19 protein-coding genes and 4 pseudogenes are annotated in these 26,957 nt (G+C 57.2%); 17 read left to right on the top strand and 6 right to left on the bottom strand.

Annotated features, from left to right (window positions below; translation table 11 throughout):
* Positions 1-1,137 (bottom strand): arylsulfotransferase family protein (locus C476_RS14605; protein WP_008014293.1); only part of this gene is annotated, 1,137 nt, incomplete at its 3' end.
* 57 nt (positions 1,138-1,194) lie between these two features.
* The gene (locus tag C476_RS14600; RefSeq protein WP_008014291.1) at positions 1,195-1,881 is read right to left on the bottom strand and encodes a VOC family protein; all 687 of its coding nucleotides are present in this window, start codon (positions 1,879-1,881) and stop codon (positions 1,195-1,197) included.
* 138 nt (positions 1,882-2,019) lie between these two features.
* Between C476_RS14600 and C476_RS14595 the strand changes: the two genes are divergently transcribed.
* On the top strand, positions 2,020-2,703 hold the full coding sequence (locus C476_RS14595) for a hypothetical protein (protein ID WP_008014288.1): 684 nt from the start codon (positions 2,020-2,022) through the stop codon (positions 2,701-2,703).
* Positions 2,704-2,771: 68 nt separating this feature from the next.
* On the top strand, positions 2,772-3,194 hold the full coding sequence (locus tag C476_RS14590) for an MPN domain-containing protein (RefSeq protein WP_008014287.1): 423 nt from the start codon (positions 2,772-2,774) through the stop codon (positions 3,192-3,194).
* A gap of 289 nt (positions 3,195-3,483) precedes the next feature.
* Here C476_RS14590 and C476_RS14585 read toward each other — a convergent pair whose 3' ends face one another.
* Positions 3,484-3,693 carry a ribbon-helix-helix domain-containing protein gene (locus C476_RS14585; protein WP_008014285.1) on the bottom strand — a complete coding sequence of 70 codons (210 nt, stop codon included), beginning with the start codon at positions 3,691-3,693 and terminating at the stop codon, positions 3,484-3,486.
* Positions 3,694-3,867: 174 nt separating this feature from the next.
* Here C476_RS14585 and C476_RS14580 point away from each other — a divergent pair, with 174 nt between their 5' ends.
* Positions 3,868-4,197, top strand: coding sequence for a DUF5789 family protein (locus tag C476_RS14580; RefSeq protein ID WP_008014283.1), 330 nt, complete (start codon positions 3,868-3,870; stop codon positions 4,195-4,197).
* A gap of 18 nt (positions 4,198-4,215) precedes the next feature.
* Here the strand turns inward: C476_RS14580 and aglJ are convergent, their stop codons facing one another.
* Positions 4,216-5,223: an S-layer glycoprotein N-glycosyltransferase AglJ gene (gene aglJ, locus C476_RS14575; RefSeq protein WP_008014281.1), complete on the bottom strand. Its 1,008-nt coding sequence runs from the start codon at positions 5,221-5,223 to the stop codon at positions 4,216-4,218.
* 247 nt (positions 5,224-5,470) lie between these two features.
* Between aglJ and C476_RS14570 the strand changes: the two are divergent.
* Positions 5,471-6,775 (top strand): annotated as a pseudogene (locus tag C476_RS14570) (RNA-guided endonuclease InsQ/TnpB family protein).
* Positions 6,776-6,880: 105 nt separating this feature from the next.
* Here the strand turns inward: C476_RS14570 and C476_RS14565 are convergent.
* Entirely contained in the window at positions 6,881-8,335 is a 1,455-nt protein-coding gene (locus C476_RS14565; protein WP_008014277.1) for an oligosaccharide flippase family protein, read from the bottom strand.
* A 271-nt stretch (positions 8,336-8,606) separates the two neighbouring features.
* On the opposite strand from C476_RS14565, the gene C476_RS14560 reads away from it, so the two are divergent.
* The 10 genes and pseudogenes from C476_RS14560 to C476_RS14520 all read left to right on the top strand — a co-directional run bounded on the left by C476_RS14560 (position 8,607) and on the right by C476_RS14520 (position 19,333).
* Entirely contained in the window at positions 8,607-9,764 is a 1,158-nt protein-coding gene (locus C476_RS14560; protein WP_008014275.1) for a sugar phosphate nucleotidyltransferase, read from the top strand.
* Between the two features lies 1 nt (position 9,765).
* Positions 9,766-11,571 (top strand): glutamine--fructose-6-phosphate transaminase (isomerizing), encoded by a 1,806-nt coding sequence (gene glmS, locus C476_RS14555; RefSeq protein ID WP_008014273.1) that lies wholly within the window; start codon positions 9,766-9,768, stop codon positions 11,569-11,571.
* A gap of 240 nt (positions 11,572-11,811) precedes the next feature.
* Positions 11,812-12,977: pseudogene (locus C476_RS19440) on the top strand (NAD-dependent epimerase/dehydratase family protein); the annotation flags it as partial.
* 85 nt (positions 12,978-13,062) lie between these two features.
* Positions 13,063-14,016: pseudogene (locus C476_RS14545) on the top strand (NAD-dependent epimerase/dehydratase family protein).
* Positions 14,013-15,017 carry an NAD-dependent epimerase/dehydratase family protein gene (locus tag C476_RS14540; RefSeq protein WP_008014269.1) on the top strand — a complete coding sequence of 335 codons (1,005 nt, stop codon included), beginning with the start codon at positions 14,013-14,015 and terminating at the stop codon, positions 15,015-15,017. Before C476_RS14545 ends, C476_RS14540 begins: the two are co-directional and overlap by 4 nt.
* Before the next feature lie 84 nt (positions 15,018-15,101).
* Positions 15,102-15,960 (top strand): annotated as a pseudogene (locus C476_RS19815) (TrmB family transcriptional regulator).
* A gap of 88 nt (positions 15,961-16,048) precedes the next feature.
* Positions 16,049-16,990 (top strand): glucosyl-dolichyl phosphate glucuronosyltransferase, encoded by a 942-nt coding sequence (aglG, locus tag C476_RS14530; protein WP_008014266.1) that lies wholly within the window; start codon positions 16,049-16,051, stop codon positions 16,988-16,990.
* Complete coding sequence (locus C476_RS14525; RefSeq protein WP_008014264.1) at positions 16,987-17,997, top strand: glycosyltransferase; 1,011 nt, start codon at positions 16,987-16,989, stop codon at positions 17,995-17,997. Before aglG ends, C476_RS14525 begins: the two co-directional genes overlap by 4 nt.
* 35 nt (positions 17,998-18,032) lie before the next feature.
* On the top strand, positions 18,033-18,260 hold the full coding sequence (locus C476_RS18435; RefSeq protein ID WP_152418220.1) for a hypothetical protein: 228 nt from the start codon (positions 18,033-18,035) through the stop codon (positions 18,258-18,260).
* A complete protein-coding gene (locus tag C476_RS14520) occupies positions 18,257-19,333 on the top strand; it encodes a glycosyltransferase (protein WP_008014262.1) in 1,077 nt (358 codons plus the stop codon). The genes C476_RS18435 and C476_RS14520 overlap by 4 nt, the downstream gene beginning before the upstream one ends.
* Here C476_RS14520 and C476_RS17930 read toward each other — a convergent pair.
* Entirely contained in the window at positions 19,330-20,778 is a 1,449-nt protein-coding gene (locus C476_RS17930; RefSeq protein ID WP_083857070.1) for a sulfatase family protein, read from the bottom strand. The two genes, C476_RS14520 and C476_RS17930, sit on opposite strands and share 4 nt — an antisense overlap.
* 218 nt (positions 20,779-20,996) lie before the next feature.
* Between C476_RS17930 and C476_RS17925 the strand changes: the two genes are divergently transcribed.
* From C476_RS17925 to C476_RS14495, 3 genes are all read left to right on the top strand, one after another.
* The gene (locus C476_RS17925) at positions 20,997-21,869 is read left to right on the top strand and encodes a polysaccharide deacetylase family protein (RefSeq protein WP_083857069.1); all 873 of its coding nucleotides are present in this window, start codon (positions 20,997-20,999) and stop codon (positions 21,867-21,869) included.
* Between the two features lie 41 nt (positions 21,870-21,910).
* A complete protein-coding gene (locus tag C476_RS14500; RefSeq protein ID WP_160162902.1) occupies positions 21,911-23,335 on the top strand; it encodes an oligosaccharide flippase family protein in 1,425 nt (474 codons plus the stop codon).
* A 260-nt stretch (positions 23,336-23,595) separates the two neighbouring features.
* Positions 23,596-26,505: an oligosaccharyl transferase, archaeosortase A system-associated gene (locus C476_RS14495; RefSeq protein ID WP_008014254.1), complete on the top strand. Its 2,910-nt coding sequence runs from the start codon at positions 23,596-23,598 to the stop codon at positions 26,503-26,505.
* Positions 26,506-26,957: the final 452 nt, after the last annotated feature.

Here is a 26,957-nt window from a genome sequence, read left to right as displayed (position 1 = left end):
CCCCCCGTTGTCGTCCTCACTCGTCTGCGACTCGAGGCCGAGCGCCGCCGCGCTTCGTCCGCCGGTACTTTCGTCGCCGGTCTCGAGTCGTTCGGCGTCGTAGGGATGGGGCACCTCGAGTTGCCAGACGATGTCGCCGCTTTGGTTGACCTCGAGGACGCGCTCGCCACCAGTATCGGTGATGAGCGTATTCCCGGTTGGCAGCCGGTCGGCGTCGCGGGGCCACTGCATCCGGCCGTCCGACCACGTCCAGGTGCGGTTCCACGCGCCGTCGTCGCGCTGGAATTCCTGAACGCGACCGTTTTCCGAGTCCGCGACGACGACGGCAGGGCCGCCACGCGATTCGGGGATATAGTCCGGATTGTGTTGCTCGTTCAGAATCGAATACTCGTTTTCCGCACCGAGCGTCCAGTCGTCGACCAGCCCGGTCTCGGGGTCGATGAAGACGACCTGATCCTGGTTGCGGAGACTGGCCATCACGCGCCCGTCGTCGAGGACCTCGACGTCGTTGAGATGGACCCAGTTCCCGGGGTAGGGGCCGCCGCCCTCGACGGGGTAGTCGTGCTGGGCGTCCCAGGTCCACTCGATCATCTCGGATTGGGTGTCGACCATGAACACCTGATCGGCGGCGATATCGGCGACGACGATGTGTCGGTCGTCGATCCGGTCGGCGTCGTGCCACTCGCCGGCGGTTTCCCGGTAGACGTACTGGGCGTAGACCTCGGTCACCTCGCCTGTCGAGAGGTTCGCCCGTTCGATGACGTTGCGCGCACAGGGCGGGTCCTGACAGCGGGGGCTATCGGCATACAGCGTGTCCGTCGCGGCGTACTCGACGGTCATCGACTCGTTTTCGACGGGATCGACGTCGTAGTACTTCGTGTGTGTGTCGTTGGCGTAGATGCGGCTTCCGTTGGGCGCGTACGCGAGGATGTTACCGGCCCGTCCCGACTGCGTGATGACGGTGTGGGTATCGGTTGGGGGCGCGTCGGCGGGTGCATCCGTCCGTTCGCTTGCGGACTCGCCAGCTGCGTTGAAGACGATTCCCGCAGCGCACGCGAGGAGTATCGTGAGGAAAACGATCCGAACGTGGTTTCGAGTGAGTCGGTCAGTTGCTGCCGCGACTGTCGATCGAACCATTCGTGTTTCGCCGTCTATCGCCCTTCCACGAGGACGGTAATAGGGCTGCGGGCACGTTCACGGGGCGAGGAACGTCAGGACGTGACCGTCCGGATCGCGAACGACGATCTCGTCGTCGGTCTCCCGATCGACTGTCTGGACGCGATCACGAACTGCCGCGAGTGCCGCCCTCGGTTGGTCTGTCTCGAACCCGAGGTCGACGTGGACGCCGCCACGGGCGTCGGCAAGTCCCAGGTGAGGTTCCCAGAGTTCCAGCGCCATCGGCCCGTGGAGTCGGATCCGCGTGCGGTCGTCGCCCTCGTCGACGGTTTCGAAGCCCAGCTCCTCGTAGAAGTCGCGCGCGCGGTCGATAGCTTCGACCTCGAGGACGACCTCGAAGATGCCGTCGATCCCCGGGCCGGCGACGGCCTGCTGGCCGAGTTCGACGCAGTTGCCGTCCGGGTCGTACAGGTACAGCGACCGCATAGGGCCGAATTGCGCCTCCTCGAGGTCGTGGGTCTCGGAAAGGCGGTCCCACCAGTCGTCGTACTCGTCGTCGGGGATCGCGAACGCGTAGTGAGTGTGGAGACCACCTCGAGGGAGTCCGCTCGGCCGGCGGAGCACGAGATCGGTCTCGCCAGCCGTCGCAACTATTTCATCGTCCCCGCGCTCGCGGACGGACAGTCCCAGCTGTTCGTCGTAGAACACCCGCGCCGGCTCGAGATATTTGACCTCGAGTGACAGCCAGGAAAGCCCTGTTAGCATGACGCAGGCTACTCGCAGGAGGGATAAAGAATCGTCGGCGACTCCCGCGATCAGCCCGTCCTGTGTCGCGTCGGTGGACTGGGTGTCGCTGCCTCCTCACGACGTGATTTTATCATTACTGCGTTCATAGACAGTGGCATGGCCTTTCGTGTCGACGAGCGTGCGACAGACTTCCGAGAGATCGACCGCTTCGAGGGCGGCGTCGGCTGGCTCGCCCATCCTGACGAACGAATGCAACGTGCTAGCCACGCTCTCGCGGTCGACGGCGAGGTCTGGGTGATCGATCCGGTCGACGCTGCGGGGATCGACGACCTATTCGCCGAGTTCGGCGACGTGGCTGGCGTCGTCGTCACGCTCGATCGGCACAAACGCGACGCCGCTGCCATCGCGAAGCGTCATCGCGTCCCCGTCTATCTGCCCGAGTTCTTCGATGGCGTCACTGGCGATATCGACACTGCAGTCGCCCGCTTCAGTGACGAACTTTCGGACACTGGGATCCGCGCGCTCACCGTCGTCGATAGCCGCTTCTGGCAGGAAGTCGCCCTCTACAATCCAGCCGACGGCACGCTCGTCGTCCCCGAAACGGTCGGGACCGTCGACTACTTTCTGGCCGGTGACGAGCGACTCGGCGTGCATCCGATGTTGCGACTGAACCCGCCACGAGCGGCGTTTCGCGGCATCAGGCCCGAACGCGTCCTCATCGGTCATGGTGCCGGCGTGCTCGAGGGCGCTGCGCGTGCATTCGAGGACGCGCTCGACAGTTCCCGTCGGCGAGCGCCCCGGCTGTACGTCGAGACAGCGTGGGACATGCTGCCGATTTGAAACGTAATGCCGAGTCGCTCTACTGCTGGAGGGCATACCTCTAACTACTTCCCACCCAAAGTTGGCCTGTGGTCTACGTCACCCGTGCGCTCATTGATGTCTTGCTGGACCTGGCCAGCGATGCGGATCCCGACGACGTGACGACGGGCGTCTCGGTTACCCTAGCCGGCGAACTCGAGGGTGCAGACCGCCTCGATCCCGAGACGCCGGTCTTTACGGATTTCTTCCTCCCCGATCCCGGCAACTCCGTCAACGCCGTCTTCGGTGTCGACCTCTCGACACCCGCTCGGCAGGCTCAAGGCCGGTTCGTCTCCCATCCGGTCGGCGAACTCGAGGTAACGCGACAGGACGACCTCGCCGAGATCGTCTTCGTCGCCGTCCCACCCTGGCAAACCGACGACCAGTCGTTCGCCGCGTTCGACCGCAGCGGCGAGCGCCACCCCCTCGAGATCATCGACGCCTCGCCGCCAAACCAGTCGCTGACGGACTAATGTGTCGCTGCCGGTTCCATGGAGTGTGACACCTGGTGCACGCTCGAAAAAAGGCGGCCCTGTGAGTCACCCGGTCGGGACTGGAACCTCGTCGTCGCCGATGATCCGATCGATGATGCCGCCGGGGCTCCGGTCACGTCCATCGTCGTCATCGCCGTCGGATGGGAAGTCCGGAATGTGGGGCATGTCTCTCCCCCGTCTGTGAATACGATCTCGAGGCCGAAAAGGGCTGTTCCCCGTTCGTAGCTGTTCGGCAGCGACCGGCTAACGGGGTGTTCGAGCCGGTTGCTCACTCGAGATACCCAAGGCCACGGAGCTGTTCGGTAATCTCTTCGAACTGGGCTTCGGTGAGCTCGCCTTCTTTCTGGTGCTGGATGACGATACTACGCAGCAGGAATCGGACGAGGTCGCTCGTGCTCTGAAAACTCGTCCCTTCGATGGTCTCATCGACGCGATCGGCGAGATCCTTCGGGATCGACACCGTGGTGTAGTCGGTCATACACTAGAGTCCGTCGCAGGACCCAAATGCGTGTCGACAGCGGTGGATAATCCGTCGCTGTCGCCGGGGTCGTCTCTCCCGTCGGCGGTAGTCGGACATAGTCAGCGGTCAGTGACGGTCGTCGACTGTCTCCACAGACGTTTTTGTATTCGGCTTCGTAGCAAGCGGTAAGGCATGGGAGTCCGGCCACCATCGAGCGGAGACGACGAGAAACCCGACAGTATCGAGTTCGGCATCGCTGCCGTCGACGCTCACCTCAAGGACGCTGATCTGTCCTTTCCGGCCACGAAAGACGACGTCAGAGCCGAACTCGGCCACGAGCACATCCCCTACGACGTCCACGGGAACGACGTTGCACTGGGTGAGATACTCGAAGACGTCCCGACAGACCGCTTCGACTCCCGGCAGGAGCTGCTGAACGCACTCCACGAACCGTTCGAGGAGTACCGACGGAACCGCTCGGGCAGCGTCGTCTCGCAGTTTCGGTCGCTGTTACCGTTTTGATCGCGCAGTCGCCTCGAGTTACTTGTCGCGCTCGTCTCGAGCGATCCGCTCTAAGCGCCGGCGCTGCTCGCGATGAAGCGTGACGAGCATATCCGAGAGGACGCCAAACATGAGTAACTGGACGCCGAGGATGATTGCAGCCGCTGAGACCACTGCCAGGACCTCGTGGCTTCGTGTGTACTGAATCCACTCCCAGAGGACGTACGCCGCGATGAGGGCTCCGGAGGCGATGCCACCGACGCCGAGGCTGCCGAAGTAGAACAGGGGATTGTTCGTCTTGGCCAGCGAGTACAGCGCGAGCAAGATCGTCCCGCCGTCTTTGACCGGATGCAGGTTGGTCTCGGATTCGTCGGGTCGAGCGTGGTAACTCACCGGGACGACCGTCGTGTCGATCCCGTGTTTGACGCATTCGACGGCGAGTTCGGTTTCGATCGTAAAGCCGTCCGAATCGAGTGACAGCTGTCGGAACGAGTCGACAGTGAAGGCCCGATACCCCGAGAGGATGTCCTCGTAGTTGGCCCCGTGGACGAACGCGAACGCGCGGTTTATCATCCGGTTGCCGAAGCCGTTCAACGCCCGCATCGCGTCGTCGTCCATGTCGGCAAAACGGTTGCCGATTACATGGTCGTACCCGCGCGCGAGCGGCTCGATCATCTTGTCGGCGTCGGCCGGATCGTAGGTCCCATCGCCGTCGAGCATCAACACGTACGGGACCGTCACGTACTCGAGGGCCTCACGGACCGCCTGGCCCTTGCCGCTGCCCGACTGGACCAGTACCTCCGCGCCGTGATCACGTGCGATCTCGCGGGTGTCGTCCTCGGAGTCGCCGTCGATCACGACGACGTTCGTATATCCCTGCTCGTAGAAGCCCTCGATCACATCGCCGATCGTGGCCGCCTCCTCGAGCGTCGGAATGAGCACGCAGACCTCCTCCGGCGAGATCTCGCGGGTTTGCTCGGTCACGGCGACGACGTCGCCACCGTCCGAGCGCGGACTCGAGGCCGCGCGAACCGCGTCGTCTTCCATTGAGCACTACTCCCCCACCGAACCGCAAAAGGCTACTGATTGATCAGTGTCGGTCGTTCTCGAAAATATTCAGTGTTGAGTGACGATCACCAAAGCTTTAATTACTATCTTTAACCAGCGAGAGAATGTCGCCGTTCACGGCGGGCGTGAATCGCGTCACTCAACTACGGAATCCACCGCTCAATAACAGACCGGATATTCAACGCTAATCTGAATGATTAAGTAGGTTTGTCTACATAGGCTATGTATGGCGGTTGGGGCCACTCGAACCTATGTTGGTTCCATCCAGAACCAGCAACAGGTCTGCGATGGCCTCGATTCGCTCGGTGATTCCGCCTCGAAAATCTGGAGCGTCGCACGCTGGACAGCAGACCGCATCTGGGATGAAGCTGGCGAAATACCAGACGAAGGAACGCTCAAAGCGTACATGAAGAACCAGTCGTGCTGGAAAGACCTGAACGCACAATCCAGTCAGAAAGTCATCGAAGAACTTTCCGACGCTTTCCAGTCATGGTTCGACCTGCGACACAAGTTTGACGAGGCGAATCCTCCCGGCTACCGTAAACACGGCGACACTCGACCCAAGAGTACGGTCACGTTCAAAGCAGACGGCTTCAAACACGACCCCGAACACGACCGCGTCCGACTCTCAAAGGGCAAGAACCTGAAAGAACACTGGTCGGACTTCCTGCTCTGCGAGTACCAGACCCGCCCCGACGTTGACCTTTCAGAAGTCAACAAGGTGCAGAACGTTCGAGCCGTCTGGAATGGCGACGAGTGGGAACTGCACTTCGTCTGCAAAGTCGAACTCGAAACCAACGACTCAGCAGGCAACGAAGTGGCCGGTATCGATCTCGGTATCAAGAACATCGCCACAGTCGCATTCCCCGACGAGTACATCCTGTACCCCGGCAACTCGCTCAAACAGGACAAGCACTACTTCACCCGAGCAGAGTACGACACTGAGGGTGAGAACGGCCCCTCGGAGAAGTCGATGCGGGCACGCAGGAAACTCACAGATCGTGAAACACACTTCTACCACACGCTTACGGACACGATCATCACGGAGTGTGTCGAACGCGGTGTTGGCACGCTCGCGGTGAGCTGGCCTGAAGACGTGCGCGAGTCCGACTGGGGCAAGACGGGGAACAAAAAGTTGCACTCGTGGGCGTTTGACCGTATCTACCAGTACCTCGCGTACAAGGGGGAGATTCGTGGCGTTGAGGTGCTGAAAGAGAACGAGTGGGACACCTCGAAGACGTGTTCACGGTGTGGTGACGACACGAGGTCAAACCGCGTGGAACGGGGCTTGTACGTCTGTTCATCGTGTGGATTGGTCGGGAACGCCGATTGTAACGGGGCGGAGAATATGCGCCAGAAGATAACTCCGAGTCCTTACGGTGAGGATAGGAGTAACGGCTGTGTGGTGGTTCGAGAGACGTAGTCTCTCGTCATCACGAAAATCGGAGATTTTCGAACGACACAGCCATCGGTACACCTGTTCGACCGCGAGAGCGGGACGTTCCGCACGAGAGAACAGGTCGTGTCGTAGACCAGCAAATATCCCACCTACGGTACGGGAAGCCTCGCCGTCGTCGGGCGTAGCCCGACTGCCTGAGAGATCTTCGATCCCTCTCCGTTTACGGCGAGGAGGATGTCACTTTGTAGTGAACGTATCCAGCACGCTTGGAAGCTGATCCGGAGTGTTAGCGATCACGGTCGTGCGGAACTGCTTGGAAATCGCGAACAAGAGGAGGAAATACGTTGCTGCGCCGAACGCAGTGAGCGAGACAACGATGAAGGCGTTGTGGTTTATATCGAAGCTCTCGAGAACGTATCGACCACCGCCGACGAGTCCAGCCATCGACAGTGCAGCGATAACCTGAAGAGAGAGTTCCCCAGTTGGGACTGCGAAGGAGACCAACTGCCGAAGCGAGTAATACGAGAGTCCCAACCCAATACATGCGGACGTGACGGTTGCGATCGCTGCACCGATCCAGCCGATCCAGAAAACGAGGACGACGTTCAGAACAGCGTTCGTGACGATGAACACGATGTTAACACGGAACGCGACATCAGGGCGATCAAGCGCGTTCAACGCGTTCATCAGCTGTTTCTGATAGCCGTACACGAGCGATGCGAGGATCAAGAGTCCGAGGACAGTGGCTCCCTGCGTGAACTCGTCGCCATAGATCCGGAGCAGTCGATCGGCGAGCACGATGCCGCCGAAAAGCCCCGGAATGACGATGAGGCCACCATAGGTGAGCGAATCGGTGATCAACCCTGCGACCCGGTCGTGCTCCGCTGACGCGTCCGCGTGACTCAGTTCGGGGAACAGTGTGGAACTTACCGCACTGTCGAATAGTGTGAGGAACGTGGCGATACTCCACGCGACGGAATAGACACCCACGAGCGCAGAGGGGACGAGAGCGCCGAGGACGACGATGTCGACATCGTTGAACGAGCGGGATTTGAGTCCGCTGAGCCACGAGAACTTCGCGAAGTCGAACAGACTCCGGAAGTGGCGTCGACTCGGTCGTCTCACGTCGATCGAAAGGAATGCTGCTCCCACGAGGACGGCAAGCACGGCACCGATCGCGTGACCGAGGAGCATCCCGCTCAGTCCGAATCCAGTTAGTACAAGTCCGATCTGGAACGCGCTCCGAAAGCCGGTTTTGACCGGCATGAGTAATCCAGAGATGTGGACGTGCCGCTCGCCTTTCAGCCCCGCGTTGACGACCGACGAGGCGAGGCGAATCAACAATAGAAGGGCGACGAATAGCGCGACCTGTGTACCGACATAGGCGTTCACGACACCTCTGAGCGCGAGGGCCCCTATCGAGAGCACGAGTCCGAGCGCCGCGACGACGATCATGCCAGCGGTGAAATGTGCTGCCGGTTCGTTGCCCTCGCTGATCCGCTTGACGATCGCCGAGGAAATACCCAATTGGCCGCCGAGCGCAAGCCATCCGACGATCGCGAGAACGAGTGCGTAGTGGCCGAGGACTGAAGCCCCGAGCGTCCGCGCGAAATACAGCGTCGCAACGAACCCGAGCGCTGAGCCGACGAGTTTGGAGGCGAAGACGACGAACGACGTTTGACCGATTCTCATGAGGTGCGTGTTCGAGTAGGGTGACCGGCGAGTCGATCTCGTTCCGAGCCTGTTCGCTGAACAGCGAAATACCTCGTGAAATAAATATTTTCTGAACATGTGTTCTACTACCGGTCAAATAAACAATATAATTTCTTGATACACCTATCTATAAGTACATTCTGCTTATAATTGTCCGAAAATCTAATTTGAAGGGGTAGTCAACGGCATCATAATAAAACAATATCTGGCACCAGCAAGTATTCAAGTCTTCATCTACCAATCAGGGTATATGAAAGACGACACCGTGTCAGCCGTCGTCCTCGCAGCCGGTGAGGGACGTCGGCTCGAACCGCTTACGAGTCGGCGTCCAAAGCCGATGGTTCCCATCGCGAATCGTCCGATACTCGAGCACGTCGTGTCGGCAATCGCAGACGCAGGCATTGATCGGATCGTGCTAGTCGTCGGGTATCAGCAAGAGCGGATCAGAAATCACTTCGGTGACGGCGACGACTGGGGAGTAAATATCGAATACGTCGAACAAGAAAAACAACTCGGAACGGCTCACGCCGTTTTACAGGCCGAAGAAGCCGTTTCGGATCCATTTCTCGTTCTAAATGGTGATCGACTCGTTGATTCGTCGCTAGTCCAACGAGTTCGAAGCGAGATTGAAGCCAACGATGGGCCAGTGATGGCGGTCACGAGAACTGATCACGCTAGCGATTACGGTGTTGTGACTGTCTCCAATAATCAGGTTACGGAACTCACTGAGAAACCACCTGAACCTGTCGCATCCGAACTCATCAACGCTGGTGTATACGGGTTCCAAGCGTCGATTTTCGATGCGATTCGGTCGACATCGACTGACCGCGGCGAACTCGCAATCACGACGACCCTTAAGGGTGTCGCAGCCCAGAAGCCGATTCGAGCAGTCCGATATCGCGGTCTCTGGCTCGATGTCTCTCATCTCTGGGACCTACTCGATGTCAATGCAGCAGTCATCGACGATGGTTCTTCATCACGAAAGGATCGCGCGATTGCGACGGATACGGCAATCGGCTCAGATGTGACTATCGGTTCGAACGCAACTGTCGGCGGTAGCACTGCGATCGGAGATAACGTCACGGTTGAATCGAATGCCGTCATCTCAAACAGCGTCATCTTCGCGGATGCAGTCATCGAAACAGGTGCCGTCGTTCACGACGCGATCATCGCCGAGAACGCTACTGTCGGCGCGAACGCCACCATTGGGGGTGGCTCAACGACGATCGTCGTCGAAGATGAAGTTCACACCGATATCGATCTCGGTGGTGTCGTCGGCGACAATGTAACCATTGGTAGTGGGGCGATAGTCAAGCCTGGGACTGTACTGGGAGATGGTGCAACCGTCGACCACGGTGTGACCGTTGACGGTCGAATCGAATCGGACGCAATTGTTAGGAGAGGATAACATGTGTGGAATCGTCGGCTATGTCGGAACGGAACCTGCCGGACAGATCGTCTATAATGGTCTCGAGAATCTCGACTATCGCGGTTACGACTCCGCTGGAATCGCGCTTGTCGAGCGAGAACTGACGGTTGCGAAACAAGCAGGCGAAGTCAGTGAGTTGAGCGTTCCGAACACACCGAATGCCACGTGCGGCATCGGACACACACGGTGGTCGACTCATGGACCGCCGACCGATGCAAACGCCCATCCACATACCAGTCAGCAGGGAACCGTCGCTGTCGTTCACAATGGGATCATCGAAAATCACGAGTCGCTGAAAGGGCAGCTACTAAAAGAGGGATACGCGTTCGCGAGCGACACGGATACCGAAGTAATTCCCCATCTTATCGAACGAGAACTCGACGACGGCCACGACCTGCTATCAGCTGTCGAACGTGTTGTCGATCTGCTTGAGGGTAGCTATGCGATCGCTGCCGTCCGTGCCGGCAGTAACCGAATCGTCGCGACGCGTCACGAAAGTCCGCTTGTGATCGGCCACGGCGACGACGCCGCGTTCCTTGCGAGTGACGTTACAGCGTTTCTCGACCACACCCGCGACGTGACCTATCTCGAGGACGGCGATGTCGCGCTCCTCGAGCCTGATAGCGTGGCAGTGTATCGCAACGGTGAACCAGTCGATCACGACATCGAAACTGTCGATTGGGATGCCGACGCAGCGGAAAAAGGCGGATACGAGCACTACATGCGCAAAGAGATCCACGAGCAGCCAACAGCGTTGCGACAGACACTGTCGGGCCGGATCGATCTCGATCGTGGCGACGTGGATCTCGATGTAGACTTCCCGCAGGGCTATCTCGAGTCGCTCGAGGAGATCCAACTTGTCTCCTGTGGAACATCATATTATGCGAGCCAATACGCAGCACGGCTTCTCGAGGAGATCGCAGACGTTCGCGCAAGTGTCGAAATCGCTAGCGAATACGAGTTTGACGGTGGTCGCGATCCCTGGCGGACGCTCGTGATCGCCGTGACCCAGAGTGGCGAAACGGCGGATACACTCAGTGCGATTCGCCGCGCTGCCGGCGCGGGGGCAAGGACGCTTGCCGTAACGAACACTCTCGGAAGTTCCGTGACGCGGGAAACCAACGATACGCTGTTTATCCGCGCCGGGCCGGAGATCGGCGTCGCCGCGACAAAGACATTCGCCTCACAAGTCGTGACGTTAGCATTGCTTTCAGTTGCGATTGGACGGGAACGAGGCACACTCTCGACGGCGAATGCGCGCACCCTTCTCGAGAATCTGCGCACGTTGCCTGGCGCTGTCCAACAGGTCCTTGACGAGGAAGAGCACGTGCTTGAGGCTGCTCGCGAGTATCAGGACTCCGAATCGTTTTTCTTTGTGGGACGTCGGTACGGATATCCGGTGGCGCTCGAGGGCGCACTGAAATTGAAGGAGATTTCCTACGATCACGCGGAAGGATTTGCTGCCGGCGAATTGAAACACGGCCCGCTTGCGCTCGTATCCGAGCAGACACCTGTGCTCGCTGTGCTGACGGCTGGTTCCGACGGGAGCGAAACGGTGAACAATCTCACCGAAGCGCAGGCTCGTGGTGCACCAGCGATCGGTACCGTTTCAGATGGTTTGGAGACCAAGTCGCTCGACTGGACGTTCGAGGTACCGGAAGCAGATGTATTCGAACCCTTGGTTGCAAACGTCTATTTCCAACTCTTCGCGTATCATGTAGCAAATCTAAAAGGTCGATCGATAGATAAACCGCGTAACCTAGCGAAAAGTGTCACAGTAGAATAATATTTAATAAATTATTTGTTGGTTATGGAACAGTACTCTATTGCGATGCTGTAAGGTTCGTCTGCGATACTGTAAAATCGTTGTAGCCGTCTTAATTTACTAGAACCATATTTATATAACTACTAGTCATTGCTTATTCTTTAAACCGCTAATGTCTGACTGTATATGTATTTTCGCCAATAAAGGCGTGTGAACAGAAGAATTATAATGGTATCGTAGTAACTCATGTTTTGAGTAACTATAAGCATCATCGTAACAGGCGTAGATGGCTACCTCGGCTGGCCGACAGCACTCCGAATTGCAAACAATACTCTGGATCGAGTCGTTTTAGTTGATAACTTCGGACGACGGGAATGGGTCGAATCGGTCGGTTCGACGAGTGCAGTGCCACTCGCGTCAATCGACGGCCGATTGGAGGCAACTGAAGACACGCTCGGGATTACCAACCTCTCGTTCGTTGAGGGTGATCTCACCAATCGAGCGTTCGTTGACCACCTTCTTTCCGTTCACGAGCCGGATACGATCGTCCACACGGCAGCCCAACCATCGGCACCGTATTCGCAAATCAACGGTGAACGAGCGAACTTCACCCAGCACAACAACCTTCTGGCGACGCGGAATCTCCTCTGGGGGCTTCATGAGCATGGCCTCGAAAACACTCATTTCATCGAGACCACGACGACCGGTGTGTACGGCGCTCCAGAGTTCCCAATCCCCGAGGGTGGAGCAACAATGGAAAATCAGGGCGACCGCGACGACGTCCCCTTCCCCGCAATGGCTGGCAGCTGGTATCACCTGACAAAGTCACATGATGCAGCCAACATGCGGTTAGCACACAAGCAGTTTGATATCCCTATTTCGGACGTTCGAACGGCAATTACGTACGGGACCGAAACCGAGGAAACGGCAGCCGATCCACGTCTGGCAACTCGGTTCGACTTTGATTATTACTTCGGCGTTGTCACTCATCGCTTCTGCGCCCAGGCCGTTGCCGGCTATCCGATGACGGTCTACGGTAAGGGCAAGCAGCGGAAACCCTTCATTGCGCTCGAGGACGCAGTTGAGGGACTCGGTTAGCGCTCGACGACCCTGACTCCAGGCCTGATGATCACGTCGTTTACAATCAAGTTACGCGCGCGATAAGCATCGTTGAAATCGCGGAAACGATCGCCGATGTCGCCGACGAGTTCGACCTTGAGGTCGCCGTCAAGCACTTCGAAAATCCGCGAGACGAAGACGAGACGCACAAGATGGAGATTGAGAACGATCGGTATGCCGATCTGACCGACGGACAGTCGACTACGTTCGAAGAAGGAGTTCGGCAGATACTCGGAACGTTGGTCGACTACGAAGATACGGTCACGGCACACGAAGATCGATTCCTCCCCAGCGTATTGACCGACAACGAGAACGACGATACCGTCGTCGAGTTCGAGGATTCAAGCTCCGCAAAGCCCGTTCAGTCATCGACTAGTGCAGAAGATGAATGAGATGCGCGTGCTCGTAACGGGTGGATGTGGGTACATCGGAAGTGCGCTCATCCCACTGTTGCTCGACGACAATCGGGTTGAGGATGTCGTCGTCCTCGATTCACTTGTGTCAGGGACGCCAGCCAACCTTAGTGGTTCTATCGGCGAGACCCTATGCTTTCGCCGTGGCGACGTGCGGAAATATGGTGATGTCGAAAGTGCAATGCGCGATGTCGATACCGTAATCCATCTTGCAGCGATCACGGGTGCGTCCTCCACACATGATCGTCGAGAGGAGACGTTCGCAGTTAACCTCGACGGGACAGACAACGTGCTCACTGCCGCCGGAAAATTCGGCGTCGATCACGTCGTGTTCGCGTCCTCGTGCAACAACTATGGACGTGCAGCCAGTACGAATATCGACGAAGAGACGGCTCAGGATCCGCTTAATCCATACGCCGAGTCGAAAGTAGAGGCTGAACGCGTCCTTGAGTCAGCGATGGATGAATACGGGTTTGACGGAACCGCGCTCCGAATGAGTACGAACTACGGGTGGGCACCGGGAATCCGGTTCAATCTCGTTGTAAATCATTTCGTGTTCCGTGGCCTCACTGGTCGGCCACTGACTGTGTACGGCGATGGGCAGAACTGGCGGCCATTCATCCACGTAAATGATGCCGCACGGGCATACGTTCACGCTGCATTGAACCCCGATTCCTGGACACAGACAGTGTACAACGTCGGTTCGAACGAGTGTAATCATCGCATTTCTGAAAATTCCAAGATCGTTCGCAATGAGCTTGGCCGAGAACTGGATATCACCTACCTCGAGGAGAAAAATCCTGGGCCGTCCTACCACGTGAACTTCGACTGACTCGAGAAAACAGGGTTCGACCTCGAGTGGACACTTCAAGAGGGTGTTCGTGATCTGGCAAACCGAATGCAGCGAACGACAACAAAACAGGTCAAGATATGACGAAACCAAACACGTCCAATACAGGTGCGTCTGATACACCGCCAACAGTTGCGGTAACCGGGGCAACCGGATTTATTGGCAGCCGGGTTCTCCAGCAACTACAGTCCGTCCACCCAGACTGGAACGTACGTGGACTCGATAATCAGTATCGGGGACAAGTCGAGTCTGTCGGTGACGTCGACATTTCACATATCGATATCAGAAACCGCCGCCGACTCGAGGAGTTCCTCGATGGTGCAGATGTCGTCCTCCACCTCGCAGCATTAAGCGGTGTCGACGATTGTGACGAAAATCGAGACGTGGCTTACAAAGTCAATGTTACGGGCACGAATAACGTCGCCTGGTTCTGTCGAAAGACCGGTACGGCGCTCGTGTTCCCGTTCAGTATGGCTGTTCTCGGTGACCCCGAGACGTTCCCGATCACTGCAAATCTTCCACGGGATCCGCTGAACTGGTATGGCCGAACGAAGCTCCTCGGCGAACGGGCGATCGAGTCGTTCGCCGATGGATCGTTCCCCGCACATCTGTTCCTGAAGTCGAACCTCTACGGCGACCACGTTGTCGGCGATACGGTCGTTTCGAAGCCGACCGTAATCAACTTCTTCGTCGATCGAGCGACGGCTGGCGAGTCATTGACAGTGTACGAGCCGGGAACGCAATCGCGTAATTTCGTCCACGTCAAAGACGTCGCCAGAGCGTACGTCCGAAGTACGGAACGACTGCTCGAGCAACTGGCCAACGGCGAGACGGGCACAGAGACGTACGAGATTGCAGGGAACGAAGATCCATCGGTTATGTCAGTCGCAGAGACAGTGCAGGAACTCGCCCATGACGAGCTCGACGTATCAGTCGATGTCGAACTCGTCGAGAACCCCCGGAGCGCTGAAACGCTGGTCGAGGACTTTACAGTTGATACCTCGAAAGCGAACGAGATACTCGAGTGGGAGGCCCGTCACACGGTTGAGGAGTCGGTACGAGAGCTGTTACAGCGGAACGCGTAGGAATCGTTGCTCGGTTTTCAAGATCGGGCGTTTGATCGCTTCGAACACTCGGGTTTACAGTCTTCCACCGCCAACCGGCCGCTAATGGGTACGCGAACCGGTTCGACGGACCTGCTTCAGCAACTGGACCTGAAAGAGTACGAGGCGACGGCGCTCGCCCACCTGCTGAATGCTGGCCGGACGACAGCTCCAGATATCTCTGAGGCGACCGGCATCCCCAAAGCACGGGTGTACGGCGTGCTCGACTCACTAGCCGAATACGGATTCATCAAAGTGATTCCCGGTCGACCGAAGCAATACCAGTCGAAGTCACCGGAAAAAATACTCGAGCGAGCGAAGGAGAACCGACGACAGCGATACGAGAATTACTGTAAACGAGGTCGATGGGTTACGGGAAGAGTTCCTCGAGGAGTTCAGTCCACTGTACGAACAGGCCGACGAAGAACTGACGCCGATGTCCGAGTTATTCTACGTCGTCGACGTCGGCGACCCCAGCGAGACGGAGACCCGACAACTCTATCAGAACACGTCCGAAGAAGTCTCCGTCATCACGAACAGTTTCGCGTACTTCGACGATGTTAGGCCAGCCGTGGAGGACGCACTCGAGCGCGGGATCGATATTTCGGTGTTGTTTCTCGATCCACGACTACTTCCAGAGGCAAAGGCTGCGGTACAAGTAGAGATCGTTGACGAGCTCGCCTCGGCGTACTCCCAGATCGATTACCGGTTCAGCGAGACGGTCCTCCCCTGGCGTGGGACGTTTATCGATCCGAGCATGGACTACGATTCGGGAAAGGCGATTTTCCTCGTCGAGGAGACTGACGTTCCGAATCACCGACGCCAAGCGGCGATCACAGAGAATGGGTCGTTCGTCGCCGGCATGAAACAATACTTCGATCTAATTTGGGAGTACAAAAGTCTCGTCGATCGTCCGTCACGGTGATCGATGAACGGAGCTCGGGTGGAACAGCTACCATTCGATCGCAAATATCACGAAACGTCTTTATCTCTATCATGGTTATCGGTTGCTAATGCGGGTCTCCGTCGTCCTCTGTACGTACTCACCGGACATGTATGATCACTTCCGGGAAGCAGCTGAGAGCGTGCTCGAGCAGTCGTACGAAGACGTCGAACTCGTCGTCGTCGTCGACGGGGACGACGAATTGTATCGCCATGTGAAAGACGAGTACGGCAGTCGTGACGATGTCGTGCTCCACTGTAACGACGAGAACGTTGGGTTGTTAGCGAGCCGCAACACGGGCGCAGAGTTGGCGACCGGAGATGTTGTTGCCTTCATTGACGACGACGCGGTCGCAAGTGACGACTGGATCATGCTGCTTGTTGAGGCTTATGAGACTCACAATGCGATCGCGGTCGGCGGGAAGATGATTCCCGAGTGGGTTGCAGGCAAACCGGCGTTTCTTCCTGAAGAATTCTACTGGCTCGTCGGCGTGACACACAGAGGATTCACAGACGGACCCGGCGAGGTACGCAATACTTTCGGCTCGAACATCTCGTTTCGGCGTGATGTGTTTCTCGAGTTGGGTGGGTTCGACACTGATATCGGGGGTCGGCAGGGCGACGAGAATCTTCAGGGTGGCGAGACGGAATTATGTGCGCGAATGCGGGCGAAGTACGGCCGCGGCGTCTGGTACGTTCCCGAGGCTGAAGTCGCCCACAAGGTGTTCGATTACCGGACAGACTTCTTTTGGTTGTTGGACAGGGCGTTCTGGCAAGGATATTCGAAGCGCGGCATGGAATTTCTGGTACCCGAATCGACCGGCGAGGAATCGGCGTTCTTGGGCCGACTACTCACAGAATACGTTCCTGGACGTCTCCGTGAGGTCGTTCTGTCTCCGGATTCGGATCAACTCATACAGCTTCTGATGCTGTTCATATTCACGGCCACCGTCGGCATTGGCTACCTGTACGGCGCGAACAAGTACAACTCGATCCAGAGTCCAGACGTATGACTGATCTGAGGATTCTTTGGCTGACGCCTGACAAGCCCGACGAGATCAGCGTCGGCCGCGAGCGCATCGCTGACCATCTTGAAACCGCCGGACACGACGTGACTCTCCGGGGGACGACAGCCCGCACGATCGCCCGATCACTCCGTGACCGCGGCCGATTCGACATCGTCGTCGGCACCACACGACTTGGTGCGATTGCCGGCGTGGTGGTGTCCCGTGTTCACGGCGTTCCGCTCGTCGTCGACCATATCGATCCGATCAGGCAGTTGCGGGCCACCGAGCCTGACGCCGTTGTCAGGACCGTTCGCCGCTTGGAACACCTCGCTTTCCGGCTCGCAGCACATGTTCTCTACGTCTATCCTGAGGAGGAATCGCGACTAGACGGACGCGCGACTGCGACTTCGAAGACCGACCTCGGCGTCGAATACGAGCGGTTCGCCGATCCAGATCCGGCCGTCGTAGAGCGCACACGCGAGCGACTCGGAACCGTGCCAAACAAACTAGCCGTCTACATCGGCGGTCTCGAGCCCATGTACGAAATCGAAGCACTGCTTGAAGCCGCTGACGAACTCGACGACTGGACGCTGCTCGTGATCGGGGCCGGATCGCTGGAACCCTCAGTCGAGCGCGAAGCCGCGGACTCGGAATCGATTCGGTTTCTGGGAACGGTCCCTCATAAGGAAGTGCCGGGATATCTTCACTTCGCAGACGTTGGTGTTTCACTGGTCGATGATCCGTATACGCTGAAAATACTCGAATACGGGGCCGCCGGCTTGAATGTCGTCCAGCGAGCCGGGCGTGCTGAATCGCGGTTCGGCGGTCTCGTCGAGTACTGCTCGACCGAGCCAGCGTCGATTAGGGCAGCGGTAGAGCGCGCTAGCGACGGTACTAGAGGAGAGGCCCTTCAACAATACGTACGGAAATTTAGTTGGAATACAATTGCGGACGACTATCGGCGAGCTATCGAGGTTATTCCGCTCGACAGAACGGATCATCCCCGTGTATAGAAAAACACTCGTATCTAGACCCCTATCGATGAAATATGACAGATATTGTTCTCGTTACTGTTGATTCTCTTTGCGCTGATCACGTAGGCTGGCGCGGATTCAAACGACCAGTGGCGCCACATCTGGATAATCTTGCCGCCGACGCGCTTTCCTCCATCAATCCCAATGAACTCGATCACATTCGAGATGAGGTCAATACGTTACGCGATAGAATCAAAGAAATCAAAGAGTGCCTTGCGATGCTCGGATGTCACGAGGAATGACCGAGAGCGAGCCCGACCGGACGGTATTATTAGTCTCAAACCGCCGACTTAACGAGAATACTGGTCGAGCGGAGAAATTTAAAACCCGGAAGAAGCTGCTCGCAGAACGCGGCTGGCAGCTTGAGGTCGGGTATGTTGAGCCGTCGCTAACCGAGTTGCCGATCGGAATGCGTACTGTTGTTCGAAAGGCCAGAGACGCAGATGTTATCAACTCCGTAAGTAATCCACCACACCTGCAGATAGCTGGCGGTATCGCAGGTCGAGTCACGGGCACGCCGTGGCTGGCGGAGTTCCGTGACCCGCTAGTCGAGAATCCGGACGTCAACCTCGGGTCGCCGGCGGCACGAATTAGAAAACAACTCGAGAGCTACATCATAACCCATGCCGACAAAGTCGTCTGGTACGACGGTATTCAGATCGCTGATGACTACTTCATCGATACCTACTCCGATGTCTCCAACGTCGAACAGCTCCCTCCAATCGGGTTTGAAGCTGAGAAATTCAACGCGATCACACCCGAATCGTTCGAACCATTTACAATCACGTACGCTGGCTCGTTCTACGACGGCTGGATCGAACCTTACGGATTTCTCCGAGGACTGGACGCGTATATCGAAGGAGCCAATAATCCGAATATACAGGCCCATTTCTATGGCGACTGGGACAGCGACTACCAGCACGCCGTATCGGAGGAGGGTATCGGTGACTACGTTCAGACACACTCGTTCGTGCCTCACGAAGAAATCGTTGGCGTGTTAAAGGGATCTGACGCGTTGCTATACGTCGGTGGAACTGATCCTCGCAATAGCAATAATCTCCCTTCAAAGCTGTACGATTATATCGGTGCTAGACAGCCGATTTTAGCACTTGTTGATCCGAACTTTCGCGTAGCAGAAGTAATTCGTGACTATGGATTAGGAATTGTAGCCCATCCGGAGAACACAGAAGAGATACATAAAGCTATTACCCGACTTGTGAACGGCGAGTTCAATTTCGAACCTGCCAGTGCTACAGAGTTCACGAGAGAACGGAGTTCGGCAGCGTATATAGAGGCGCTTGAGGCGATCAGTTAGACATTGTCGTCGTCTGCGTATCCCAGCGCGTTCAGCCGCGATTTGATCTCGTCCATGTCGTTATCGTTGATGGCGGCCGATCGGTCAGTGGCTTCTTCTACGATTCGCTCCTGCGTTTCCAATTCTGCTTCGAGCATGTTGGTGAGCCTAGAGATCACATCAGGATGTTCGTTGGCGATGTTCTTCGTCTCGTCTGGATCCTCAGTGAGATCGTAGAGTTCGGTCTCACCGTCACCGTCGTACCAGTACTGATGTCGGAGGTAGTCCAGATCCCTAGGGATGATAAGCTTCCAGTCATCGGTACGGACCATCTGCATTCGGTGTTCGATAGCCTCGGCGAAAGCGAACTCTCGAGTGTCAGGTAACACATTGCCCCGGAGATCGGTCGGCGCTTCGATTCCAGCGAAGTCGAGAATCGTCGGGACGATATCGGTGTGCTGGACGAGGCCGTCTACGCGTCGATGGTCACGACGCGGGTCGTGGATGATTAGCGGAACGTGAACGGAGGTGTCATATAATCCAGTGTTATCGGAGAAGATACCGTGTTCGCCAAAGTTGTGGCCGTGATCAGCGGTGACGACGATCATTGTTTCATCGAGTTTGTTGGTCTCTCGAAGATACGTGACGAGGCGACCGAACTGCTCGTCAACCCATTTGATAGCTCCGTCGTAAGCTGCTTTACTCTCGGACATCGTCGTGTGCTTTCCAGTTGCATAGGTCTGATAAGCAGCTGACATAGGGCCTTTGGCTTCGGTACCAAAATACTTCTCGAGAGACTCGTCCGGACGATCCTCACCGGTAAACTGAGATTCGTATTTTTCGGGCGGGAGATAGGGAGGATGGACGTCCCAGTAATGAAGCAGGGTAAAGGTGGGACTGTCACTGTCGTCGATTCGATCAATAGCGATATCAGTAAGTTCCTCACAGTTGACCCGGAAATCATTGTATCCTACTCGGCGGTAGTACTGCTTCATAATCGGAAACAGCAGCGGTTCCGGGAGATCTACTACAGTATCGGTAATACGGTCGAAGATTGCTTCTGAAATGGAATCGGTTCCAGAATCGGCGTCCTGCCCGCCGCCATCAACGCCGTAGTTGTCGTATCCCCATTCGTGCCAGCGCCCCATCCAGTCGACACCGATGGTGTTGTAGCCGTGATCGTGAAGAATTTCCGGCAAGAATTGTGGTGCGCGCTGTTCGATCCGTGCGAGGTTTTCCTCGGTATGGGCGGTACCATGATGGGTGACACCATGCTCTCTGGGCGGCTTTCCCGAGAGGATTGTCGACATACAGACATCCGTGTAGTTCGAGACCGAAAACGCTCGTTCAAACACCATGGAGTTGTCGGCCAGCGAGTCAATATGTGGCGTTGTCTCAGCGTCTCGTCCCAAACACCCCACATCTGAGGCACGAAGTGCGTCGATTACCACGACGACAATATTCATGTGCTTCGATATACCGGTAACCCATTTACATTGTTTGGTTTGTGCTAGGACACAAGATAGTGATTTTGATCGGTATCCGAATTTTCTCTTTTACGAGCAAAGCGGTCACGGTGATCCGCTATACTGTTCATAGCCAGGCAAAGCCACAAACTCTGTAATGGTGTAGTTTGTGAACTCCGAAGGCGTTTCGCGCACTTTAGCGAATCTGCGGAAGAGTTATGACTATTCCGAGAGAATATCATATTGTGCTGGCATTATTGGGCACATCGACTCATAACTGGCCGGAATTGCGTCCGGTACCGTGGCGAGCGCTCGCTGCCATCGATCGGTGGACTCATGCCAGTTCGTCGTTCGGAACCCGACTTGATGCCATTCTGTTGTATCATTCTGTTGGTGGCGTACCAGGAACTGATTACCGTTGGGATCTGCCGACAGATATTTTTCGCGAGCAGATCCGGGCGCTCAATTCCCGGTTCGAGATCGTGGATCTGAAACGGCTTGTGGCGGAGCCGAACACGGCCACGAAACGAGTCGCGATCACCTTCGATGATGGATTTCGAAACGTCTTCGAGAACGCGGTTCCGATTCTTAGAGAGTTCGGCGCGCCAGCGACGGTGTTTTGCTGTCCTACTTACATCAATGATGATAATTTGAGCCGTCTCCGTGAGCGACATGACATGGACGATGGAGCACACAACGTCATCATGTCTGACTCACAGATACAGGCCCTCGCTGACGATCCGCTGTTCGCGCTGGGAAATCACACGTCCACTCATCCGAATCTAAAGACAGTTACTGACGAAAACCAGCGTAGAGAGGAAATCGTCGGCGGAAAACAGGCTATCGAAGATCGGTTCGGTGTGACGGTTGATCGGTTCGCCTATCCGTACGGGAAGTTCGACGACACGGCCGCGAGGATCGTCGCTGAAACACACGATATCGCGGTCGCTTCAGAGCCGTCGTTGATCGGGTTGGATCGTGATGCCTACCGACTGCCACGGATTGACGGATGCCAGCCGGCGTCGGTCCTCTGCTTTGAGATGTCGGATATCTCTCACCGACTGCGGATGCTGATGCGCCGGATCGGCTAGTTTTCAGGACGCTTATTTCGGTGGGGGGAAGTTGGGTGGATGTGCGGCTAGGACAGACTTCGGTGATCAAATTTGGGTCAACACTGCTAGCATCGGTTGCTGGCTTCGTTGCCACTCTATACATCGCCCAAGAACTCGGCAGCGCGATGCTGGGAGCATACTCGCTATTTATCGCCGTGTTAACGTGGCTGAAAACCGGGTTCGGGTCCGGTCTACACTACGCGATTAACAAACGGGTGAGCGAGGACGGAGACAGTAGCCGTGATCTGGGTGCCGGACTGATCGTCCAAACAGTCGCGTTCGTCTTCGTTTCTCTGGGGCTGATCGCGGTCCGTGACCCTCTCAACAAGTACCTGTCCTTTCAGGGAGCCGCGCTGATGATACTCACGCTCGGCGTCCTACTGGCGTTTTCGTTCGTGATCTCAACGCTCCACGGCGAACAGAAGGTCCATGTTGCCTCCCTTCTGAGGCCCATTGATCGGGTCATCCGGAGCAGTGTCCAGCTCGGCGTGGTCTTTCTGTCACTCTTGGGTGGCGGTGTCGCTGGTCTCGTCTGGGGGTATGTGGCCGGTGCGATTGTCGCCACGGCAGTTGGTGTCACTCTCGTCTCTATTCGCCCGCGACTCCCGGATCGCAAGCATTTCGAGAACGTATTGGGATTCACCCGTTACTCTTGGCTCTCGGGTCTCGAAGAGCGTTCGTTCTCTGCGATGGATACCGTGGTTCTGGGCGCGTTTGTTGGCACGAACCTCATCGGCTATTACGAGATCGCTTGGAACCTCGCTTCACTGTTGGCGATTTTTGCAACCGCAATTGTACAGACGTTGTTTCCTACAATAAGCAACCATACAAGCAACGACGAACACGACGCGGTGAGCAATCTTGTGACTGATGGACTGGCGTACCTTGGACTGTTTCTCATTCCCGGACTATTGGGTGTGCTTGTTGTGGGTGAACATGTGCTACGAATCTACGGGAGCGAGTTTCAACGTGCGAGCACGGTACTAGTCATACTGGTGGCTGCACGACTCATCTACGCTTACGAAGCACAATTTATTAGCACTCTAGATGCGCTCAACCACCCTGAAGTCGCCTTCCGCGTTAACCTTGTCTTCGTCACAGCCAACCTTGTGTTGAACGTCGTCTTCGTATCCCTGTTTGGGTGGCTCGGTGCCGCTGTGGCAACCGGGACTGCAGCCTGCATCGGACTTATTCTGTCGTTTCGGGCACTCCGTTCGTTCATCGAATTCGACCTTCCGCTCCGGGAGTTTGCCAATCAGTTAATCGCTGCTGTTGTCATGGGGTGCGTCGTGTGGCTCGGTGAACCTGTCGTCGTCCAGACGCCTGCTGGGCCGATACTGACTGCACTCCTTCTCGTCGGTGGAGGTGCGACAGTGTACTTTTTGGTACTAATTGGTATCTCCAACCGATTTCGGACGACTGTCCGAAACAATATCGCGATCTAAACAGTCTGCACTCACACCTTGGATTAAATCGAAGTACCATTGATATCTGAACGAAAAAAGCTACGCGTCTGCGTGCCAGGCTTGTAACCAGGAGCGCCTCGCCAGCGAGCGCGTGCCGGATCGCGCCTAACATGTCGGCCGTCTCCTTATTAATAACCTATCTTTTTCTTGGCCGACACGAGCTATTTTGGGATGTGACCAGTTAAGAACTGGCCAATAGATGACAAGGCTTATTCTTGACTTGGGTCTGGTGCAACCTAATGAGTACAGACACCGAACACGTCGAGGAGGGGACCGACACCTCTCTCCTCGAGTCGTGGCGAAACTGGTATCACCTCCCCGTGCTCGGGGTCGTGATGCTGTTTATGCTCTGGGTGCGGACCCAGTCGTACGATCGATTCGTCACCGATGACGGCACGCCTGCTTTTGCGGGTATCGACTCGTGGTATCACTGGCGGACGATCAACTGGACGGCCGAGAACTATCCGCACACGATGCCGTACGAGATCTGGACCGGATTCCCGACTGGACAATATGTCGGCCAGTTCGGGACGCTGTACGACCAGCTTATCGTTACGGCGGCGATGATCGTTGGCCTCGGAGATCCATCCCAGCAAACTCTATACACGGTTTCGTTGCTCGCGGTTCCAGTCATGGCCACGCTCGTTGCAGTTCCCGTCTTCTATGCGGGTCGGCGACTTGGCGGGACGCTCGGTGGACTCGTTTCAGTACTCGTCATCGCGCTCTCGACGGGGCAGTTCCTCTCGCGCTCGACGGTCGGCCAACTCGATCATCAAGCCGTCGAACCACTCTTTATGGCAATTGCGGTCGTCGCGATGATGGTTGCTGTCACTGTGGGTGAACGCGAGAAACCGATTTATGAACTGGCCGCTGACAGAGACTGGGATGCTCTCCGCACCCCGGCTCTCTACAGCGGACTCGCAGGACTCGCCCTTGCGATCTACATCTGGGTCTGGCCAGCGGCAGTCCTGCTGATCGGTATCTTCGGCGTCTTCTTCGCCGTCCAGCTCTGCCTCGACTACGTTCGTGGTGTTTCACCGGATCACGTCGCATTCGTCGGCGCAGTGAGCCTTGGCGTGACCGCGATTGTGACGACGTTGCTGATCGAGCAGCCAGGACTCGGGGTTACGCACTTCGGATATCTCCAACCTCTCACTGCGATCCTCGTCGCGGCTGGCTGTGTCTTCATGGCTTGGCTTGCTCGAGAGTGGAATAATCAGGGGATCGAACGCCGATACTATCCCGTTGCGATAGGTGGTATCGCCGTTGCCGTATTGCTGGTTATGTGGCTTGCAGTGCCGAGTCTCTATAACACGCTAATTGGGAATCTCACAAGTCGGCTGCTACCACTGAACCCGTCCGAGGCAACTCTCACTGTCGTCGAGGCCCAGCCACCGGACGACTTCTTCAACCGCGTCTTCCAGGAGTTCGGCAGCGCCTTCTACACGATGCTCGCCGGCCTCGCGTTCCTCGCGATCCGGCCGCTGTTCGGCCGCAAGTTCCGCGCCGAACACGCCCTCGTCATCGTCTGGTCGCTGTTCCTGATCAGCATGGCCGCGACACAGGTGCGGTTCATGTACTACCTCGTGCTCGCGGTCGCGATCGTCAACGCGGCGTTCGTCGCGGAACTCGTCCAGCTGTTCAATCTCGACCTCGAGAGCGGCCTCAACTCCGTCAAATCCCTCGAGACGTACCAGGTGGTTGCTGTCGTGCTCGTGGTCGTGCTCCTCTTTGCGCCACTCCTACCGCCCCTCGCACAGGCCGGTGGAACGGCGTGGGAGGTCGGCGAAGCGACGGGCCCCAACTCCGACGCCACGACGTGGGAGGCGTCGAACGAGTGGCTGCAGGAGAACACGCCCGCGCCGGGGAACTACGGTGGGGCGGACAACGCCGACAAGCTCGACTACTACGGCACCTACACGCCGGGTGATGGTGACTTCGAGTATCCGGAGGGTGCCTACGGCGTTATGTCGTGGTGGGACTACGGCCACCTGATAACGACGCAGGCCGAGCGGATTCCCCACTCGAACCCGTTCCAGCAGAACGCCCGCTCGTCGTCGGCGTTCCTGACCGCTGAATCCGAAGACCGCGGCGAACTGGTCCTTGATGGAATCGCCGCCGGCGAACCCGTTGCCGATCGGTCGACCGAAGAACTGCAGCAGGCGGTCTCTGGCGACAATTCGGACGAGCAACTCCGCTACGTGATGATCGACTATGCGATGGCCGGTGGCAAGTTCGGGGCGATCACCCAGTGGACCGGTCCCGACTACGGCTATTACGTGACGCCGGAGGACTACAGCGGCCAGCCGATCAGCGCCGATGAGGTTGGCCAGGTCTTCGGTGACCTGCCGTACGACGACACGATGACGTCGAAGCTGTACTTCGACGACGCTGAAGACATGGAACACTACCGGCTCGTTCACGAGAACACTGACCCGGGAACGACCTTTTTCGTCAGCTACGCACAGGTCAGTGACGGCCAGGTCGTCCACATCGGCGAAAACGGCCAGCCAGTCCAACCCGGACAGGGACAGCCCGCCGTCGTCGTCAACCGACGCGTCTCCCAGCAGACGCTGCTCCAGCTCCGGAACAGCCCGAACTACCAAGTCTTCGACGCCAAGAGCACGGCCGCCGTGAAAACGTTCGAGCGCGTCGAGGGTGCGACGATCAGCGGCACCATCGGCGACAGTGTGTCGAACGCCGACAACGCCACGGTCGCTGCCACGGCCGAACTCGAGACGAATTCCGGCCGGACGTTCAACTACACGCAGCGTGCCGATCTCGCGGCCGACGGGAGCTTCGAACTGACGGTGCCGTACGCGACGAACGACGAACGCAGCGTCGAGGACGGCTACACCAACAGCAGCGTCGAGGCGACCGGTAACTACAGCGTCAGCGTCGTTGCGACCGGCGACGGCGAGCCAACCTACTACAGCGGCGAGACGGCTGTCTCCGAGCCCGCAGTGGTGGACGGCGACAGCGTCGACGTCTCGCTCGAGGAAGTCACAACGCAGCCAAGCGGTGTGACTGACGGAACCGAAACTGACGATGGATCGACCGACACGGAAAGTACCGATGCGTCGGAGAACGGAACGGAGACCTCGTCTACCAACGCGCTCGCGCCAGTTACGGCCGAATCAGCACACTGAGGAAGGCCGGCCGCGACAGCTCGCGTCGCGGCTCGAGCGTCGATCTTGATTTGACGTGTGGCTGTTTTTGATCGGCGCTACGATTGGAACGACACCACGCTCGCCGCTATTGTACACTGTGATCAGTTATCGTGTTCAGCTGACGAAGTCTGTTGCAGGGTAATCGATATTGCAGGTTGCGTGTGATGAGCAGTGGTGCGATTTGTGACACGCGCGGACAAGTAGCCACCGAGACGGGCTGCTGTAACGATCTACCGGTGGGGCCGTAGCGATCGCGGCCCCACCCACTGGCTTCAGTAGTCCGTACGACTCATTCTACCCAGCAATAATAACCGGAGAAGCCGCCGCAAGCCGCCGATTGTGGTGCCATGCACGTTTTTCGCTCAATTATGTAATCATATATATGTAAGTATAAGATAATTTTATTTCGATCGGTGACAACCATTGGAATG

Source organism: Natrinema limicola JCM 13563, from assembly GCF_000337475.1.
In the GTDB taxonomy this organism is placed as follows: domain Archaea; phylum Halobacteriota; class Halobacteria; order Halobacteriales; family Natrialbaceae; genus Natrinema; species Natrinema limicola.
Note: the sequence above shows the minus strand (reverse complement) of the source record. Positions and strands in the feature narration are given on the sequence as shown.

Bases quoted from the DNA above. Each gene is read 5' to 3' on its own strand.
- C476_RS14560 (WP_008014275.1), top strand. From the start codon at position 8,607: ATGAAAGACGACACCGTGTCAGCCGTCGTCCTCGCAGCCGGTGAGGGA.
- C476_RS14565 (WP_008014277.1), bottom strand. From the start codon at position 8,335: ATGAGAATCGGTCAAACGTCGTTCGTCGTCTTCGCCTCCAAACTCGTC.
- aglJ (WP_008014281.1), bottom strand. From the start codon at position 5,223: ATGGAAGACGACGCGGTTCGCGCGGCCTCGAGTCCGCGCTCGGACGGT.
- C476_RS14595 (WP_008014288.1), top strand. From the start codon at position 2,020: ATGGCCTTTCGTGTCGACGAGCGTGCGACAGACTTCCGAGAGATCGAC.
- C476_RS18435 (WP_152418220.1), top strand. From the start codon at position 18,033: ATGACAGATATTGTTCTCGTTACTGTTGATTCTCTTTGCGCTGATCAC.
- C476_RS14600 (WP_008014291.1), bottom strand. From the start codon at position 1,881: ATGCTAACAGGGCTTTCCTGGCTGTCACTCGAGGTCAAATATCTCGAG.
- C476_RS14540 (WP_008014269.1), top strand. From the start codon at position 14,013: ATGACGAAACCAAACACGTCCAATACAGGTGCGTCTGATACACCGCCA.
- aglG (WP_008014266.1), top strand. From the start codon at position 16,049: ATGCGGGTCTCCGTCGTCCTCTGTACGTACTCACCGGACATGTATGAT.
- C476_RS14580 (WP_008014283.1), top strand. From the start codon at position 3,868: ATGGGAGTCCGGCCACCATCGAGCGGAGACGACGAGAAACCCGACAGT.
- C476_RS17930 (WP_083857070.1), bottom strand. From the start codon at position 20,778: ATGAATATTGTCGTCGTGGTAATCGACGCACTTCGTGCCTCAGATGTG.
- C476_RS17925 (WP_083857069.1), top strand. From the start codon at position 20,997: ATGACTATTCCGAGAGAATATCATATTGTGCTGGCATTATTGGGCACA.
- glmS (WP_008014273.1), top strand. From the start codon at position 9,766: ATGTGTGGAATCGTCGGCTATGTCGGAACGGAACCTGCCGGACAGATC.
- C476_RS14495 (WP_008014254.1), top strand. From the start codon at position 23,596: ATGAGTACAGACACCGAACACGTCGAGGAGGGGACCGACACCTCTCTC.
- C476_RS14585 (WP_008014285.1), bottom strand. From the start codon at position 3,693: ATGACCGACTACACCACGGTGTCGATCCCGAAGGATCTCGCCGATCGC.
- C476_RS14525 (WP_008014264.1), top strand. From the start codon at position 16,987: ATGACTGATCTGAGGATTCTTTGGCTGACGCCTGACAAGCCCGACGAG.
- C476_RS14520 (WP_008014262.1), top strand. From the start codon at position 18,257: ATGACCGAGAGCGAGCCCGACCGGACGGTATTATTAGTCTCAAACCGC.